The sequence below is a fragment of the Streptomyces sp. M41(2017) genome, from assembly GCF_002078175.1.
GTDB lineage: Bacteria > Actinomycetota > Actinomycetes > Streptomycetales > Streptomycetaceae > Streptomyces.
This window is the reverse complement of the sequence record NZ_MWFK01000001.1, coordinates 506,759-521,428: the sequence shown is the minus strand read 5'-3', so window position 1 is coordinate 521,428 and position 14,670 is coordinate 506,759. Positions and strand designations below refer to the sequence as shown.

18 protein-coding genes and 1 tRNA gene are annotated in these 14,670 nt (G+C 69.4%); 7 read left to right on the top strand and 12 right to left on the bottom strand.

Annotated elements, in window-relative coordinates:
• Positions 1-223: 223 nt before the first annotated feature.
• The gene (locus B0675_RS02460; RefSeq protein WP_081217078.1) at positions 224-451 is read right to left on the bottom strand and encodes a zinc ribbon domain-containing protein; all 228 of its coding nucleotides are present in this window, start codon (positions 449-451) and stop codon (positions 224-226) included.
• A gap of 381 nt (positions 452-832) precedes the next feature.
• Here B0675_RS02460 and B0675_RS02455 point away from each other — a divergent pair, with 381 nt between their 5' ends.
• Together B0675_RS02455 and B0675_RS02450 are read left to right on the top strand one after the other, a co-directional pair.
• The gene (locus B0675_RS02455; protein ID WP_241539681.1) at positions 833-2,872 is read left to right on the top strand and encodes a transglycosylase domain-containing protein; all 2,040 of its coding nucleotides are present in this window, start codon (positions 833-835) and stop codon (positions 2,870-2,872) included.
• A 177-nt stretch (positions 2,873-3,049) separates the two neighbouring features.
• Positions 3,050-4,267, top strand: coding sequence for a hypothetical protein (locus tag B0675_RS02450; protein ID WP_107482742.1), 1,218 nt, complete (start codon positions 3,050-3,052; stop codon positions 4,265-4,267).
• Between the two features lie 304 nt (positions 4,268-4,571).
• Here B0675_RS02450 and B0675_RS02445 read toward each other — a convergent pair whose 3' ends face one another.
• Both B0675_RS02445 and B0675_RS02440 read right to left on the bottom strand, forming a co-directional pair.
• Positions 4,572-5,939 carry a hypothetical protein gene (locus B0675_RS02445; RefSeq protein ID WP_081221547.1) on the bottom strand — a complete coding sequence of 456 codons (1,368 nt, stop codon included), beginning with the start codon at positions 5,937-5,939 and terminating at the stop codon, positions 4,572-4,574.
• 344 nt (positions 5,940-6,283) lie between these two features.
• Positions 6,284-7,072 (bottom strand): DUF4097 family beta strand repeat-containing protein, encoded by a 789-nt coding sequence (locus B0675_RS02440; RefSeq protein ID WP_081217075.1) that lies wholly within the window; start codon positions 7,070-7,072, stop codon positions 6,284-6,286.
• Positions 7,073-7,294: 222 nt separating this feature from the next.
• Between B0675_RS02440 and B0675_RS02435 the strand changes: the two genes are divergently transcribed.
• Both B0675_RS02435 and B0675_RS02430 read left to right on the top strand, forming a co-directional pair.
• A tRNA-Val gene (locus tag B0675_RS02435) sits at positions 7,295-7,369 on the top strand.
• A 545-nt stretch (positions 7,370-7,914) separates the two neighbouring features.
• On the top strand, positions 7,915-8,151 hold the full coding sequence (locus tag B0675_RS02430; RefSeq protein ID WP_241539680.1) for a helix-turn-helix transcriptional regulator: 237 nt from the start codon (positions 7,915-7,917) through the stop codon (positions 8,149-8,151).
• A gap of 82 nt (positions 8,152-8,233) precedes the next feature.
• Here the strand turns inward: B0675_RS02430 and B0675_RS02425 are convergent, their stop codons facing one another.
• The 3 genes from B0675_RS02425 to B0675_RS02415 form a co-directional block, all read right to left on the bottom strand.
• Entirely contained in the window at positions 8,234-8,449 is a 216-nt protein-coding gene (locus tag B0675_RS02425; protein WP_081217074.1) for a hypothetical protein, read from the bottom strand.
• A 136-nt stretch (positions 8,450-8,585) separates the two neighbouring features.
• Positions 8,586-8,939, bottom strand: a complete 354-nt coding sequence (locus B0675_RS02420) for a hypothetical protein (RefSeq protein ID WP_081217073.1) — start codon at positions 8,937-8,939, stop codon at positions 8,586-8,588.
• The gene (locus tag B0675_RS02415; protein ID WP_081217072.1) at positions 8,936-9,151 is read right to left on the bottom strand and encodes a hypothetical protein; all 216 of its coding nucleotides are present in this window, start codon (positions 9,149-9,151) and stop codon (positions 8,936-8,938) included. The genes B0675_RS02420 and B0675_RS02415 overlap by 4 nt, the downstream gene beginning before the upstream one ends.
• A gap of 172 nt (positions 9,152-9,323) precedes the next feature.
• On the opposite strand from B0675_RS02415, the gene B0675_RS02410 reads away from it, so the two are divergent.
• The 3 genes from B0675_RS02410 to B0675_RS02400 are packed head-to-tail and all read left to right on the top strand — an operon-like array spanning position 9,324 to position 11,170.
• Positions 9,324-10,076 (top strand): DUF6879 family protein, encoded by a 753-nt coding sequence (locus B0675_RS02410; RefSeq protein ID WP_081217071.1) that lies wholly within the window; start codon positions 9,324-9,326, stop codon positions 10,074-10,076.
• 13 nt (positions 10,077-10,089) lie between these two features.
• Positions 10,090-10,944, top strand: a complete 855-nt coding sequence (locus B0675_RS02405) for a helix-turn-helix transcriptional regulator (RefSeq protein WP_081217070.1) — start codon at positions 10,090-10,092, stop codon at positions 10,942-10,944.
• Positions 10,945-10,987: 43 nt separating this feature from the next.
• Complete coding sequence (locus B0675_RS02400; protein ID WP_081217069.1) at positions 10,988-11,170, top strand: hypothetical protein; 183 nt, start codon at positions 10,988-10,990, stop codon at positions 11,168-11,170.
• A gap of 6 nt (positions 11,171-11,176) precedes the next feature.
• Here B0675_RS02400 and B0675_RS02395 read toward each other — a convergent pair whose 3' ends face one another.
• The 6 genes from B0675_RS02395 to B0675_RS02370 form a co-directional block, all read right to left on the bottom strand.
• Entirely contained in the window at positions 11,177-11,596 is a 420-nt protein-coding gene (locus B0675_RS02395) for a hypothetical protein (RefSeq protein WP_081217068.1), read from the bottom strand.
• On the bottom strand, positions 11,593-12,207 hold the full coding sequence (locus B0675_RS02390) for a DUF433 domain-containing protein (protein WP_107482544.1): 615 nt from the start codon (positions 12,205-12,207) through the stop codon (positions 11,593-11,595). The genes B0675_RS02395 and B0675_RS02390 overlap by 4 nt, the downstream gene beginning before the upstream one ends.
• Before the next feature lie 230 nt (positions 12,208-12,437).
• Positions 12,438-12,749, bottom strand: a complete 312-nt coding sequence (locus B0675_RS02385; RefSeq protein WP_081217067.1) for a hypothetical protein — start codon at positions 12,747-12,749, stop codon at positions 12,438-12,440.
• Positions 12,750-12,944: 195 nt separating this feature from the next.
• Positions 12,945-13,292, bottom strand: a complete 348-nt coding sequence (locus B0675_RS02380; protein ID WP_081217066.1) for a hypothetical protein — start codon at positions 13,290-13,292, stop codon at positions 12,945-12,947.
• A gap of 27 nt (positions 13,293-13,319) precedes the next feature.
• Complete coding sequence (locus tag B0675_RS02375) at positions 13,320-13,634, bottom strand: hypothetical protein (RefSeq protein ID WP_179165226.1); 315 nt, start codon at positions 13,632-13,634, stop codon at positions 13,320-13,322.
• 106 nt (positions 13,635-13,740) lie between these two features.
• Entirely contained in the window at positions 13,741-14,637 is an 897-nt protein-coding gene (locus B0675_RS02370; protein ID WP_179165225.1) for a hypothetical protein, read from the bottom strand.
• Positions 14,638-14,670: the final 33 nt, after the last annotated feature.

Sequence of the window (14,670 nt, the reverse complement as noted above, 5' to 3'; positions counted from 1 at the left end):
TGCGGGTGTGCCCCGGACCGTCCGGTCCGGGGCACACCGGTGACGAGCGGTCCGGGCGCACCCGTGTCGAACGCGCCGTCCGGGGCATACGTACTGCCGTCGAGGGTCGACAGCACCCGAATAGGGCCGATATGGAAGCTTTGTCGTCTTCGAACGTGCCGCGTCTCACACCGTGGTGCACGCTTCGGGCATACCTGAAGATCTCCTGAGAAATCTCCCCGGGTCAGCCGCAGCAACCTCCGCCGCAACACCCGCCTCCGCCGCCGCCCGCACCGGGCGCGGGAGCCGGCGCGGACGCCGAACCGCCGGTGGCGACGGCGACCGTCGACAGGAGTTTGACCGTGTCGTCGTGACCGGCCGGGCAGGCCGCCGGAGCGGCCGATTCGGCCATCGGACGGCTGAGTTCGAAGGTGTCGCCGCAGGTCCGGCAGCGGTACTCGTAGCGAGGCATGCCGACAGGTTAGCCGGAGGAGTCCCGCTTCCGGAGGGTCTCGCGGCGCTGGATCCGTGCCGTTCGACGAGCCGCCGGGCGACCGTCCGCGACCGGAACGAGGTCGATTCGTGTCCCGCCCGTCACTCGGCCCTCTTGGCCCCTGTGCTTTTTTGTCTGGTCGCTGATCGAAGCGATCCCCGAGGTCGCTGATAATTTAATACTGCCGCGACGAGCCGCAAGGTCGGGGATGGGGGGCTCGCAGCCGCGTGAGCGGCCGCTGCATCTACCCGCGCGCGCAGATCAGAAGTGCGGAGGGAGACGCAGTCGTGACCCAGACTTGGCATCGAAACGATGCCCGGCATCCCTTGTCCACGGGCCGCCCACGCGCCGGAGCGCGCCGTGGTTGACCCGATCGGAGCGCACCGCCCCGGCGGCACCCGCCGCAAGCCGCAGCCCACCCCGCTGTCCCGGCTGGCCACCCGCCTCGCACCCCTCGCGCCCCTCGGCCGCCGCCTCAAGCCCGCCTACCCGCGACCGGGCCGGGCGGGCTGGCGACGCTGGATGCCCTCCTGGCGCCAGTGGCTCGGCGCCTTCGCGCTCTCCATCGGCCTGAGCGGCTCGCTGTTGGTCATCGCCTACGCCGCGACGGACATCCCGCAGAACCTCAACACGTACGCGACCCAGCAGGACAACGTCTACTTCTGGGCCGACGGCACCCCCATGGCCCGTACCGGCTGGGTGCGCCGCCAGGCCATGCCGCTCAAGGACATCCCGCCGGACGTCCGCTCGGCCGTCCTCGCGGCGGAGAACGAGAGCTTCTACTCCGACCCCGGCATCTCCGTCAAGGGCATCACCCGCGCCCTGGTGCGCACGGTCGGCCAGGGCGACACCCAGGGCGGCTCGACGATCACCCAGCAGTACGTCAAGAACGTCTACCTGAACCAGAACCGTTCGGTGAGCCGCAAGTTCACCGAAGCCATGATCTCCCTCAAGCTCGACAACAAGATGAGCAAGGACAAGATCCTGGAGGGGTACCTCAACACCAGCTGGTTCGGGCGCGGCACCTACGGTCTCCAGCGGGCCTCCCAGGCCTATTACGGCAAGGACGTGAGCCGCCTCAACGCCAGCGAGGGCGCGTTCCTCGCCTCGCTCCTCAAGGGCGCGGGCCTCTACGACCCCACCCTGAGCGAGGCCAACCACAAGCGGGCCGTGGAGCGCTGGTCCTGGATCCTCGACCGGATGGTCAAGACGGGCAAGCTGTCCGCCTCCGAGCGGGCCACCTACACGAAGTTCCCCGAACCGCTCAAGCAGGGGCGGGCGTTCGACACCGGAAAGCAGAGCGACTACCTGGTCGAGCTGGCGACCCAGTACGCGAAGAAGGCCGGGCACATCTCCGACCGCGACTTCGACCTCGGCGGCTACCAGATCTACACGACCTTCGACCGCAAGCGGGAGAAGACGCTCACCGACACCGTGACCGAGGCCCGCGCCAAGGCGAAGAAGGACGACCCGGACAAGGCGAAGAACGCCCACTACGGCGCCGCCTCGATCGCCGACGACGGACGGATCCTCGCCGTCTACGGCGGCCCCGACCACCGTACGCAGGGCTACAACGAGTCCAACGCGACCACCGTGCCCGCCGGTTCGGCCTTCCTGCCGTTCGTCTACGCGGCGGGGCTGCAACACGGCGTCCACAAGACCCGCGAGGGCCCGGCCACACCGGTCACCCCCGAGTCCGTGTACGACGGCAACGACGGCATCCCGGTCAGCACCCCGGAGGGCCCCTACTGGGACCGCAGCGGCAAGAAGGTCGCCGCCCACAACGACGGGAAGAAGGACCACGGACAGGTCACGCTGCGCCAGGCGCTCGCCGCGTCCGTGAACACCCCGTTCATGCAGCTCGGCATGGACACCGGCCTGGACAAGGTGCGCGCGACCGCCGAGGCCTCGGGCCTGCTCTCCTCCAGCATCGGACCCCAGGTACCCACCCTGTCGCTGGGCAGCTCCACACCCAGCGCGATCCGCATGGCCAACGCGTACGCCACCTTCGCCGCGGACGGGACGCACACCGAGCCGTACTCGGTGCGCCGCATCACCCGCAACGGCTACCGCGTCACCCTGGACACCCCGGCGCCCCATCGCGCGATGAGCGCGGAGGTGGCCCGCGAGGTCACGGAGGCGCTCTCCGACTCCTTCCGCACCGCCCAACCGGGCGCCGCAACCACCACGGCGCAGGTGGCGGGCAAGAAGGGCACGACGCAGGACGACAAGGCGGCCTGGTATGTCGGCACGAACCGCGACGTCTCGACCGCGGTGGTCCTCTACCGCATCGACCTGTCCAAGAGCCTCGAACCGCTTCCCCTCGAAGGGATCGCCGGCACACCCGAGACCGACGTCCCGTACGGCATCTGGTCCGGCGCGATGAGTCCGCTGCGCTGACCCCGTCGGCCGGCCGTCCGGACCGGCCCCCTCCGACGGCCGCCGTCCGGCCGCGTCCCCTTCCTCAGACCCCCCTCGCAGAATGTGCCCCGTATGAACTCGAAGCACAGCCGGCGCCGACGCCGGGAGCCCGAACAGCCTTCTGCCGCCGCCTCGGCACGCCAAAGCTTCGCGGCCATGACGGCGTTCCTCGTCGTCACGTCCCTGACCGCCACCTACCTGGCCCTGAACACGGACAGCACCACCCCGGCGGGCTCCGCCGGGGTGCACGCCTCCGACGACGCCGCCAAGGCGAAGAAGGAACCGGCGTGGGACGGAAAGACGAAGATCCTCGGCGACGGCTCCACGTCCTACACGGGCCCGCAGAAGGGCGAGTTGAAGGCCGTACCGCTCAAGCCCGGTGAGAAGCCGCCCCAGTTCGTCGTCTTCTCCTGGGACGGCGCCCTCCAGGGCGACGACAAACTGTTCTCCCACTACCGGGAGATGGCCGAGCAGTACAACGCCCACATGACGTTCTTCCTGACCGGTATCTACCTGCTGCCCAAGGACAAGAAGACGCTCTACGAACCTCCGATGCACAACCCGGGCGCGGCGGCGATCAGCTACCCCACCGACGAGCACATCCGCACCACGCTCGCCGAACTCGGCAAGGCGTGGAAGGCCGGCAACGAGATCGGCACCCACTTCAACGGCCACTTCTGCGGCGACAAGGGCGGCGGGGACTGGAGCGTCGAGGAGTGGGAGAGCGAGATCAACCAGTTCTTCTCCTTCGTCGAGAAGTGGAAGACCAACACCGGCTACAGCGATCTGCCGGCCCTCCCCTTCGACCCGGCGAAGGCCATCAGCGGCGGTCGTGCCCCCTGCCTCGAAGGCCAGAAGAACCTGCTCAAGGCGATGAAGGCCACGGCGAAGAAGTACGACTGGCGCTACGACGCCAGCTCGGCCGGGGACTTCCAGATATGGCCCGCCAAGAAGGAGGGCGTCTGGGACTTCCCGCTCCAGATGCTCCCCTACGAGAACGGCAAGTACCAAGGCCTGTCCATGGACTTCAACTTCCTCTACAACCAGTCCGACGGCGAGACCGACGGAGATCCGGCCCAGTACCCGCAGTGGGAACAGGAGACCGTCAAGTCGTACATGGCCGGTTTCGACCGGGTCTACTACGGCAGCCGGGCGCCCCTGTTCATCGGCAACCACTTCGAGGACTGGAACGGCGGCATCTACATGAAGTCCATCGACCAGGTCATCAAGAACGTGTGCACGAAGAAGGGCGTCCGCTGTGTGTCCTTCCGTGAACTGACCGACTGGCTCGACGTGCAGAAGCCGGAGACCCTGGAGCGCCTGCGCAGCCTCGACCCGGCCCAGTCGCCGGACTGGTCGACGGTCGTGAAGTAGCCGGTCGCAACGACGCCCACGAGGTCGCCCCGGCGACTTTGAACATCAACTTACCTCGGACATAAGGGACTCGGTTGCACTCCGGCCCAACTCTTCGCCAACCCGACACAGTTGCGGAGAATGTGTAAAGGGACGGGTGGGGGGTGGACCCCCGAGGGCGGATGCGGGGTCCCGTGGCGGGCGGCCGGGGAGCATCCCGCGCGCGGCGGGCCGAGGCTACGGAGTCACGGGCGGGACCAGCCGCCGGCGGCCGTTTCCGGCGGACCGGGACTCGGTGTCCCGGGGCTGACCGGTCCCGGCCTGCTCAGACGCCCCCGCGCTCCTCGCGGATCTGGGAGACGACCCCGGCCACCGTCTGCCGCACGGCCTCCGTCTCGGTCAGGAAGTGCCAGTAGTCGGGGTGACGCCCCTCCAGCGTGGCGACGGCCCGGTCCAGCCGGGCGACGGACTCGTCCAGCGGGCGCGCCTGACGCGGATCGGGAGTGCTGCGGCCCGCCATGGCCAGCCGCTGCGCGTCCCGGATCGCGAAACGGGTCCGGTCGATCTCCGCCTGCGGATCCTTCTGCACGGCGTTCAGCCGCCGCAGCCGGTCACCCGCCGCCGAAACGGCCTCGTCCGTGTTGTTGAGCAGCGCGCGCACCGTCGCCAGCAGCGCGGTCGCGTCCGGCCAGCGCTGCGCCTCCCGCGCCGCCCTGGCCTCCTTCAGCTTCGCCTCGGCCTGCCGTACGTTCTCCTCGGCCGCGTCCGGCACGTGCTGGAGGTCCTGCCAGCAGGCCGCGGAGAACCGGCGCCGCAGCTCGCTCAGCACCGGTTCCACCTGCCCGGCCCGGGTCGTCAGCGACTGGGCGCGGGTCCGCAGCGACACCAGCCGGTGGTCGATCTCCGCGGCCCGCTCCGGCAGCCGCTCCGCCTCCGCCCGTACCGCCCCGGCCTCCCGGGAGACCCGCTCGGCACGCTCCAGCGTCTCCGGCACACCGTGCTGCCCCGCACCCTGGTTGAGCTTGGTCAGCTCGGGGCCGAGCGTGGCCAGCCGGGCGGCGAGGTCGTCGGCCCGGAGCCCCGACTGCCGTACCGCGTCCAGAGCGTTCGACGCGGCGAGGAGGGACTGCCGGGCGCGCTCGACGGCCGGGGCGAGCCGGGCGAGCTGGGTCTCGGCCTTGCCGAGCAGCGGACCGAGTCCCTGCTCGAACCGGTCCAGTTCGGTCTTCACCCGGCCCAGCTCGTCCTTGGCGGCCGTCAGCTCGGTACGGGCCCGGGCGGCGACCGACGCCTCCAGCTCGTCGCGGTCCAGATCGTGGGCGTCGACGGCGGTGATGTACTTCTGGCTGGCCTCGTCGATGCGCCGCCCCAGTGCCTCGAAGTCGGAGACCGCGCGCCGGGCGGCCGGGGAGTCGTCCACGGCCGTGATCGTCTCGATCGAGATGCGCAGGTCGCGCTGGGCGGTGTCGAGCTCGTAGAACGCGGCGGCGGCGGCGTCCTTCGCGGCCTGCGCCTCGGCCCGCTGCCCCTCGGCCCGCCCGCCGAACCAGCGCCGCGTACCGCCCCCGGCGAAGGCCGCGGGCAGGACGAGTGCGGCGAGCACGGGGAGGGCGACGACGGCGAGCAGGTCACGGGCGGCGGCGAAGGAGCCGGAGGAGCGAGTGGTGGGCGTGGAGGGCTCCGAAGGGGGGATCGCCGGGACGGGGCCGTGCGGGCTGGATACGGGCCCGGCCGCCGACGCACCGGACGCACCGGACGTACTGGACTGGTGCGCACCGGGCTTTTGGGTACCCGACCGCCGCGCACCGGACCGGTGCGCCTGCGTGGAGCCGGCGTCCTCCGCGCGGTCGCGCTGCGCGGGCACCGGCCCTGTCGGCGGGGGGCCCTGCCTGACGGGAAGGGGGTGGGCCGGCCGCGCTGATCGCGCGAACGGCGAGTACGGCCGCGAAGGTGTCGCCGTCACATCCCTCTCCCGTGCTGTCATCCGCTTACCCGGCTGTCATTCTCCCACCGGTTAGGGACGAACACACGGGCCGGTCAGTTCGCGGTTCGCACCGTGATCTTTCCATCGCCCGTGTGAGCCGAGACACGGTGCGTGCTGGAGGCGTCACGCGGCACGTCCACGTGGACCGAGCCGTCACCGCTGCCCGTGGTCACGCGGTAGCCGGCGTGGGGCAGCACGATCGACACGGAGCCGTCGGCGGTCCGGGAGTCCACCAGATCGGGTACGGAGGCGAGTTCGAGCCGTACGGAGCCGTCCTCGGTACGGGCGCGCACGTTCCGGGCGTCCACGCCGAGCGCCTGGATGGAGCCGTCGGCGCTGCGCAGGTCGAGCGGCCCCGAGGAGTCACTGACCCGCACGGATCCGTCGGCCGTACGGATGGTCAGGGCTTCGGCGAAGCCCCGGGCGCTCACGCCGCCGTCCCCGTCCCGCACCTTCACGGCGACGCCGCGCGGCACGACGATCCGGTGGCGGGCGGAGCAGTCGGCGATCACGCCGGAGCACTTCATCCGCAGGACGAGCCGGTCGTCGCCCTTCATGGCCCAGGTCACCTTCGGGTCCCCGCCGACGGTGACGTGGCCCTGGAACCACCGGGTGACCTGGACCTCGTCCGACTTCGCGGAGTCCGACACGACGAGATCGAGCGCGGAGTCGTCCGAGTCGACGGTCAGGGTCCGGCCGTGCAGCCCGAAGGAACGGTGGTCGGGGTCCTTGTCGTCCCCGGCGGACGCGCCGCACGCGGTGGCGACGGCGACGACCGCCAGCACGACACCCCCGACGCCGGCGGCACGAAGGGTCCGGGCACGGGCAGGTGTACGAGCCATGGTGATCTCCCCCTGAAACGGTCTGCGAGTCGCTCCGCACCCTCGACCGGACCCGGTCCACGAAGCCACTTCGAAGGTAGGGGGGCCCACGCCCAGGACCCATCCGGGCCGCTCCCGGATACGGGGTGGGGATAACCCCCGGCCCGGAACACCTCCGCCGCGTGCCCCGGATACGGGTTTGCGGGTCAGGCCCCCCGGCAATGTAGGCTGTCGACTCGTTCTGGGCGCGTAGCTCAGGGGTAGAGCGCCGCCCTTACAAGGCGGATGTCGGCGGTTCGAAACCGTCCGCGCCCACCAGAATAGTTAGCAGGTCAGAGGCCCTACCGGGGAAACCCGGTAGGGCCTCTCTTGCTGTCGGAGTCCACATCGAGTCCACATCCCCACCGAAGCCTGTCGGATCATCACCCGTACGAGGGACTGGACTATGTTCAATCGGCACGTAAAGTAGCGCGGACGAGAGGGGCAGGAACGCCTCCCCGCGCGTGCCTGAGACACGCCTCTCGTATGCCCTGTGTGGCGCCCGGCGGGGAGGCCGGCCTACACAGGAAGAGGCCCCCCGCTGCTGTTGTCGGCGGGGGGCCTTCTGCGTACAAAGTAAACCGCCCCGAGGGCGCACGGCTCTCGGGGCGGGACGCTTTGACCAAGTCGTGGCGTCTAACGGCTGGATAGTGCGGAGACACGTACGCCATCCGGCCGCTCTCTGCCCGCGTCGGGCGTGCACATCGCCCATGTCGACGCGGAGTTCATTTCGAGTGATCGCCTGGTGCCCGATGCTGAGCATGATCACACAATGGCCAATACCTTGGGCAGACTTTTCGATCTTGTTGGCTCACGGTGTCTCAGTGCACGACGGACCCGAGACCGATGACGAGTGGATCGCCGCTCGCCGCCGTGAGTTCGGCGCCCGCATCCGCACAGAGCGACTCCGGCAGAACAGAACCCAGGAGTGGCTCCACCTCGAGGCCGGCATCACCCGCTGGACTCTGCAGCGCGTCGAGGCCGGCGAGGACGCGCGGATCTCCACGCTCCTGCGCATCGCCCGAGTGCTCGATGTCCCGATCGCTGACCTCCTTCGCTGAACGGCCGCCCCGGCGGGGGAGCAAGGGCGGCCGCCAACGAACCCACGCCCGGCACGTCGGTGATAGCTGCCGGGTGCGGGAGTCATGGTGCGTACCGGCTCACACGGGCGGCCGCCGCCCGGAGTTGTGCCGCGTAGATCTGCGATCCGGTCAGGTCCGGTGCCGTCTGGTGGGCGGGCATGTCGCACAGCTCGGCGTGAACGGTGACGTCGGCGCCGCCGGCGGACGCAGAGTCGACAGGAAACGTGGTGCTCGGTTGACCGGGCAGGATGGGCCGGTCGCAGCGTGCGCAGTTCATCGCTGTCACTCCTCCTCGTCGTCGGGCGGGCATTCGACGTGGGCTCTGCCCGCCATGCCCCCTGACGAGTCGGTCACCCACACGCGGGCCTCCGAGGACTCGTCCGGCCTGATGGTGCGAGCGCAGAGTCCGCACTTCACGAGTGCCGCCACTGGCGCATCAGCCGGTACAGGCCGCGGCCGGTCTCGCAGCGGCCGGCCTCGGCGGCGCAGTCGGGGCATGTGGAGCAGTGAGCGAACATGCCCTGTTGAGCGCGGGCAGTTACGCAGCTCGAGCAGGCGCGGGGGAACCAGCGTTCCCCGATCACTGAGGTGCTGGACGGGTTGGGGCTCAGTTGCTCGCCGAGATGGACCGCGGTTTCGATGGTGAGGAGTTCGCCGCCCCACACGCAGGCGCGGCCGGCGGCGCGGTCCTCGTTGAGGGTGTCGAGTGCAGGGAGCGCCAGGACCTCGAGGACCTTCGGGGCGATGTCTACGGTCGTTCTGCTCATGCAGCTGCTCCTCGCTGGAGTGCGTCGGCCAGTCGCATGGCCACGTCAGCCCGGATGCGTCCGAGGTCGACGAGCGCCAAGGCAGGCATCGCGTGGTCGACCGCCAGGGACGGCAGCACGATCCCGGACCGGTCGAGCGCGGCGCGGAGGGACTCCACCGCGGCGAAGGCGTCAACGCTCGGTTCGTCGTGGAGCTCGGTTGCTGGGGGCATGTCTCGACCGTAGGAATCCGGAGCAGCGATCGGCCACAGATGTTGCGCGAAGTTGCTTGACGAACCAGCCAGGTTGCGCGAAGTTGCGGACAAAGGCGGAGCGAGCCGCAGACGAGGAGTGCCGACCTCGGCCAGGCTGTGCTGATCAGCCCTCCGGTGAAAGGAACTGACCATGCGTCGACTGCGCTTCAACGGCACGGGCAGCGGGGTCAACGGCTGCCCCTCCGTGCACGAGGATCTCGACAGCGGAGAGGTGATCGTGCACGGGCCTGCGCTCACCGACCCGGCCGACATCAGCCAGCTGCGCCACCTCAACGAGGGCGAGGTGCCGATCGTGGTGCCCCGGGAGCTCCTCGTCGACTTCGGCCCCAAGGAGGTCCAACGCGTGCCGAACATCATCGGCCTCGACGAGTTCGACCAGCTGTTCACGCAGTTCAAGCACACCGCTTGGCGCCTCGAGTCCCGCCGTCGCTACGCGTCCGACGAGCTCACCCCCACCTATGCCGCGTTCTATCGCGGTGAGCCGGTGAACTGGGAGGGCGTGGACGCCGAGTGGTGCGAGGAGCGGCGGCAGCAGACCGCGCTGGGGAAGCGGTTCGAGCGGGTCCGCATCATGGACCAGCCGCCGACGCCGGGGCAGTTGTACCTGCTCGACAACGCGCGCCGGAACAGCTACGTCGGCGAGGTGATCTCGAACCTCTCGCGCGCCGACGCCGAGCGGCTGGCGCTGCCGGTCGAGGACTTCTGGCTGTTCGACTCCCGCCTCGTCGCCCGGCTCAACTTCGATGACGACGACCAGCTGCTGAACGTCGAGCTGATCACGGAGCCCGCCGAAGTCCTGCGGTACGCGCAGGCCCGGGACGGAGCGATGCATCACGCTGTCCCATACGAGGAGTTCGCGGCGCAGCTGTCCGCGAAGGAGTAAGAGAGAGGCGCCGGTGAGCACGGACTACCAGCAGGCACGCGAGGCGCTCGGGCTGCGGTTGCGCGAGTTGCGGCTCTCGGCCCCGGGTGGCCGGCTCACCGGTGCACAGCTCGCAGAGCAGCGCGGCTGGAACAAGTCCAAGGTCAGCCGCCTCGAGAACGGCAAGCAGACACCGACCCCGGACGACCTCCGGATGTGGGCCGATGCCACCGGCCAGCCGGAGGCGTACAGCGAACTCCTCGGCCGCCTGCGGGGCTTCGAGTCCCACATCCGGTCCTGGCGGCGACAGCTGGCCTCGGGTCACCGGGCCGTGCAGGACACCCACCTGGGCGCGCACACGGACGCCAGCGTGTTCCGCGGCTGGGAGACGTCCATGATCTTCGGGATCCTGCAGACCCCGGACTACGCGCGCCACATCTTCACCCGGTACGCCGAGCTGCAGCGCTCGCCCCGGGACACCGAGGACGCTGTCCGCTCCCGGATGCGCCGGCAGGACGCCCTCTACGACTCCTCGAAGAGGTTCCACCTGCTCCTGTGGGAGCCCGCGCTGCACGCGCTCGTGTGCCCGCCCGCTGTCCTAGCCGCCCAGCTGGACCGTCTCTCCGGAACGGTCGGCCTCGACACGGTGGAGCTCGGCATCGTCCCGCTGTCGGCGTCGATCAAGATCCCACCGGCCGGGGCATTCTGGGTCTACGACGACCGGCAGGTCATCGTCGAGAACTGGCACGCGGAGTTGTGGGTCGACGACTCGAGCAGCGTGGATACGTACCTCCGGACCTGGGCCACGCTTCGCGAGTCCGCCCTGTATGGGGTCGACGCGCAGAACGTGATCAACCGTGCCCGCCGGGCCGTCGTCGGTCCGCGCTGACGCGCCGCCCGCCGCTGTCAGTCGCGGACCGTACTCTTGTCGCATGTCCCCCGACGTCACCGTCCCTGGTTCCGCGCGGTCTGCAGCCGAGATCCTCAACGAGCAGATCCGCGACCTCTGGACGCGCGCCGGCGGACGGCTGACGGCCGAGCAGCGCAGGGAGTACGAGCAGCTGCTCGTACTGTGGGCGGCGGCGATGCGAGGTCAGCTCGTGACCGCCGCCTGACTCGATCTACAGCTTGAGGCGGCTTACTGTGACCCGCTGTCCCTTCTGCAGAGGCAGATTTCGCACGTGGAAGGCGTGGGCGCCCGTGACGTTGCTCATCTCATCCAGGATGTGGGGCATGGCTGCCAAGTACGCGGCTGTCGAGTTGACGATGTAGAGAAGGCCTTCGGCGTCGGGCTGTCGGTGCCCAATCCAGTGGAGTCCGGTCTCTATCAGCGCATCCCGTTCCTCGCGGTTGGACAGCTGGTTCCGGTCCTGGGTCATGATCGCGTCGAACCCGCGGCTGCTGACCTCGTGGATCAACTCCGTGTCGAGCACGCCGGAGAGACCCTCATCGAACGCGGTGAGGAACTCGTGGTGGAAGAAGACGGTGCGTAGCGGTGGAAGGATGGCTGGGGTCTCGTTCTCGTCCAGGAAGAACCTCATGCAGCGCGACCACCGATCTGCACGACCTCACGGTGGAAGTCGGCTGCGTCTGCGGCTCCGGAGACCTCGACGGTCGGGTAGAAGCGCTTGACCTCGGCCGGCTCGATGCCGCCGGCCACCAGTTTGGCTACGGAGTCGTACGGCACGCGTGTTCCCTGGATGGTGGGCCAGCCGCCGAGCCGGTTTTCCTTTACTTCGAGGTTCGGGCGGGGGCGCCGGAAGTCCGCGACGCTTCGCCCCTGCATGTTCTCGAAGGGAGCGAAGACGTTGGCGAGACTGAAGATCGTCTCTTGTCCTGGGTGACGGACGAGGTCGATGGTCCGCTCCTCCTGCACGAGGAAGACTGAGTCACCCTCGGTGACGAGGACGTAGGCCGCAGGGTGTTCCGTCAGGTCCCACTTGCGCAGTTGGTCCATGGCCTTGCGGATGCGCTGCAGGGGCAGCTTGCTCCGCAGGTAGACGAATGTCCGAAGGGCCACGACGTCACGGAAGGAGTAACGAACGGGGTTCTGCTGCAGCTCTGGTACGAGCAGGTCGGTTCGTCTCCAGCTGTGCAGCTGGGCGACGGAGGCGCCGCTGAGAGCTGCTGTGAGGTCGACTGGAAAGCTCATGATTCACCCCCTCTCGAGAGCCCGTCTATCAAATTGAAGCGCTCATCAGCATCGCGAGCATCCCACACGCTATTTGTGCCCCCCACCCGTGGTCCGAATGCAGGAACGCTAGCGGCTTGCCGATCAGGAGTCAGCGGATAGAACCGAAGAAACTCTGACGGGGTAACGCACGAAATGGCCCCCGTCCTCCTGGCGGAGGACGGGGGCCGTCTTTGTGCGGTGATCGCTGGCTACCGTTTCCGGCGCCGCGGGTACGCCTTGCGTACGGCGCGGGTGGCCTGCAGCAGCAGACCGGCGATGCCCAGGAGCAGGACTGACCGGCAGACTCGCAGCACGGTGGCCGCGGTGCCGTCGAGTCCGACGAGCATGATGACCACCGTGTAGAGAGCGAGCAGGCCCACCGTGGCCACCGCGGCCACGAAGTAGCGCCCGATGCTGGTGTCTTCCCAGCGCGCGCGGCGGGTGTAGGTCGTCAGGAAGGTCGCCGCGAACACGGCGACCAGCCCCGAGACGGAGGCGTTCATGACCTCGGCCAAGGTCACCTGAGCTCACCTCCCAGTACGGTTGCCCGGATCCGCTCAGCGAGGTGGTTCTGTGCGCGCTGGGCCCGCCATCCGGCGGCTTCGGCGCGTACCTCTCCTCGCTGGGCGCGCATCCGGGCGCGCGCATCTTCCGCCCTGCCCAGTGCCGCATTCGCTGCACGCTGTCCCTCGGTCACCGGGCGGTCCGCTCCCTCGTCATGGCGGCGGCGCAGCAGGTGTCTGATCCAGGTCAGCACTCGTGCTCACCCCCCGGCTCGCTCGTGGCAGGGCGGCGAGGAACGCCCCGGCGGTCTTGCTCATCTCGAGGAGCTCGCCCGCCTGGTCCTGCGCGTCGCGGCGTGCCTCCTCGGAGACGGCGTGCGCGTCACGCCAGGTGTCCCGCTCGCCGCGCAGGTCCTCGATCTGGCGGTCCTTGTCGGCGCGGAGGTCCTCGAGCTGGCGGCGCGGGACGAGTTGGCCCCGCAGGACCAGGAGGACGATGAGCCCGACGAGGGCCGCGGCCCCGATGTCGGTAGGTCTGAATCCCAGCAGGTCTGCGGCCAACGGCCCTCCCCTCCTGTTCGGCTGAGGTCAGTGAATGAAGGTCGCGTCACCGGTTGCCGGAGCGGGCGGCAGCGCGCCGCCGGTGTCGGGGTAGGCCGGCGGCCGCGCCCACCCGAGGAGGAACCCGGCGGCCTTCTGCAGCGCGGTGCCGCGGAGCTTGGTGCCGATGACCTCGAGGAGCCTGAACACCAGGTAGTAGGCCAGGACCAGGGCGACCGTGACCGCCGTGGTGACGCTCTCGGAGTCGATGGTGACGCCGGCCTGGACGGCGAGGCTGAGCAGCCATCCGGCTATGAGCGGGATGACGGTCCGCATCACGGACGGGAACAGCGAGGCAGGCATGGGCCAGCCCCCCTTTCTGCTGGGCAGGCCGGAGACCATCTCTGACCTGGGGTGTCATAGAGCCCGGAATAAAATCGCGCCGAAAGCTAAGGCCTCGGCTCGGCCCTCACTTCTTGCCGAGGGCGTCGACCTTCTTGGAGAGTGCGGCGAGGTCGGCCCGCAGGCCGGTGATGCCGTTGTAGATCTCCTGCAGGTAGGAGAGCGGCTTCCAGAACTTGTTGGTCTTGACGGTCGGGGACGTCGCCGGGGCGGGTGCCTTGTCCTGGTCCCAGACCGCGTCGAATACCTGGGTCTTGTCCATGTCGAGCTCCTCACTCGTCTGTGCTGCCGGTGCGGTGGTGTCCTTGGCGAGGGTGATGACCCTCGTGAAGTTCATGGACCCGGGGTCGCCGTGGTCGTTCTCCGGGACGTGCTGGTGTCCGCACCAGCCGGTGAAGGAGCGCCAGGCGGTCATCGTCATGCGGGCCGGGCTGGCGCCGTACGAGGCGGGGGTGATGCCCGGGCGGCGGCTGTCCTTGCCGTAGGCGAGCCAGTCCTTGACGCATGTGAGCGGGACGGCGTGGTAGTCGTGCAGCCAGCGCACCAGCCAGGCCACCTCGGCGAGCGCCCAGTCCGGCGCCTCCGGCCAGAAGATGAAGTCCACGTCCTGGCGGTGGCCGGCCTTGACCCAGGCGTCCCGGGTCTTGGGGTCGCACGTGCCGACGAGCTCGACCTGGAACGTGTTCGCCGTGTTGGTCTCGACTCCGCCGAGCTTGTTGACCAGGGCGCGGGCGGACTCGTCCACGTCGTAGTGCTGGTACCAGCGGATCTTGCGCGCCTTGCAGTCCGGCAGGCCGGTCACGGTGGGGGCCTCGGCTCCGCCGTTGTAGCTGGGGAGGTCGCGGCCCTCGGTGGTGTGGGCCACGCCGCAGTTCACTTCCATGTCCGACCCGCTGTAGCGGCCGGTGCCGTAGAAGTGCGCCTGTGAGGCGCCGGGGATCTTCTGTGGACCTGTTCTCGTCATGGGGCTCCAGACATGCGGAAGGCCCCGGCCTGG

Excerpts from the sequence above, each read along its gene's own strand:
- B0675_RS02460 (WP_081217078.1), bottom strand. The coding sequence starts at position 451 with ATGCCTCGCTACGAGTACCGCTGCCGGACCTGCGGCGACACCTTCGAA.
- B0675_RS02450 (WP_107482742.1), top strand. The coding sequence starts at position 3,050 with ATGACGGCGTTCCTCGTCGTCACGTCCCTGACCGCCACCTACCTGGCC.
- B0675_RS02440 (WP_081217075.1), bottom strand. The coding sequence starts at position 7,072 with ATGGCTCGTACACCTGCCCGTGCCCGGACCCTTCGTGCCGCCGGCGTC.
- B0675_RS02425 (WP_081217074.1), bottom strand. The coding sequence starts at position 8,449 with ATGAACTGCGCACGCTGCGACCGGCCCATCCTGCCCGGTCAACCGAGC.
- B0675_RS02420 (WP_081217073.1), bottom strand. The coding sequence starts at position 8,939 with ATGAGCAGAACGACCGTAGACATCGCCCCGAAGGTCCTCGAGGTCCTG.
- B0675_RS02415 (WP_081217072.1), bottom strand. The coding sequence starts at position 9,151 with ATGCCCCCAGCAACCGAGCTCCACGACGAACCGAGCGTTGACGCCTTC.
- B0675_RS02410 (WP_081217071.1), top strand. The coding sequence starts at position 9,324 with ATGCGTCGACTGCGCTTCAACGGCACGGGCAGCGGGGTCAACGGCTGC.
- B0675_RS02400 (WP_081217069.1), top strand. The coding sequence starts at position 10,988 with ATGTCCCCCGACGTCACCGTCCCTGGTTCCGCGCGGTCTGCAGCCGAG.
- B0675_RS02395 (WP_081217068.1), bottom strand. The coding sequence starts at position 11,596 with ATGAGGTTCTTCCTGGACGAGAACGAGACCCCAGCCATCCTTCCACCG.
- B0675_RS02390 (WP_107482544.1), bottom strand. The coding sequence starts at position 12,207 with ATGAGCTTTCCAGTCGACCTCACAGCAGCTCTCAGCGGCGCCTCCGTC.
- B0675_RS02375 (WP_179165226.1), bottom strand. The coding sequence starts at position 13,634 with ATGCCTGCCTCGCTGTTCCCGTCCGTGATGCGGACCGTCATCCCGCTC.
- B0675_RS02370 (WP_179165225.1), bottom strand. The coding sequence starts at position 14,637 with ATGACGAGAACAGGTCCACAGAAGATCCCCGGCGCCTCACAGGCGCAC.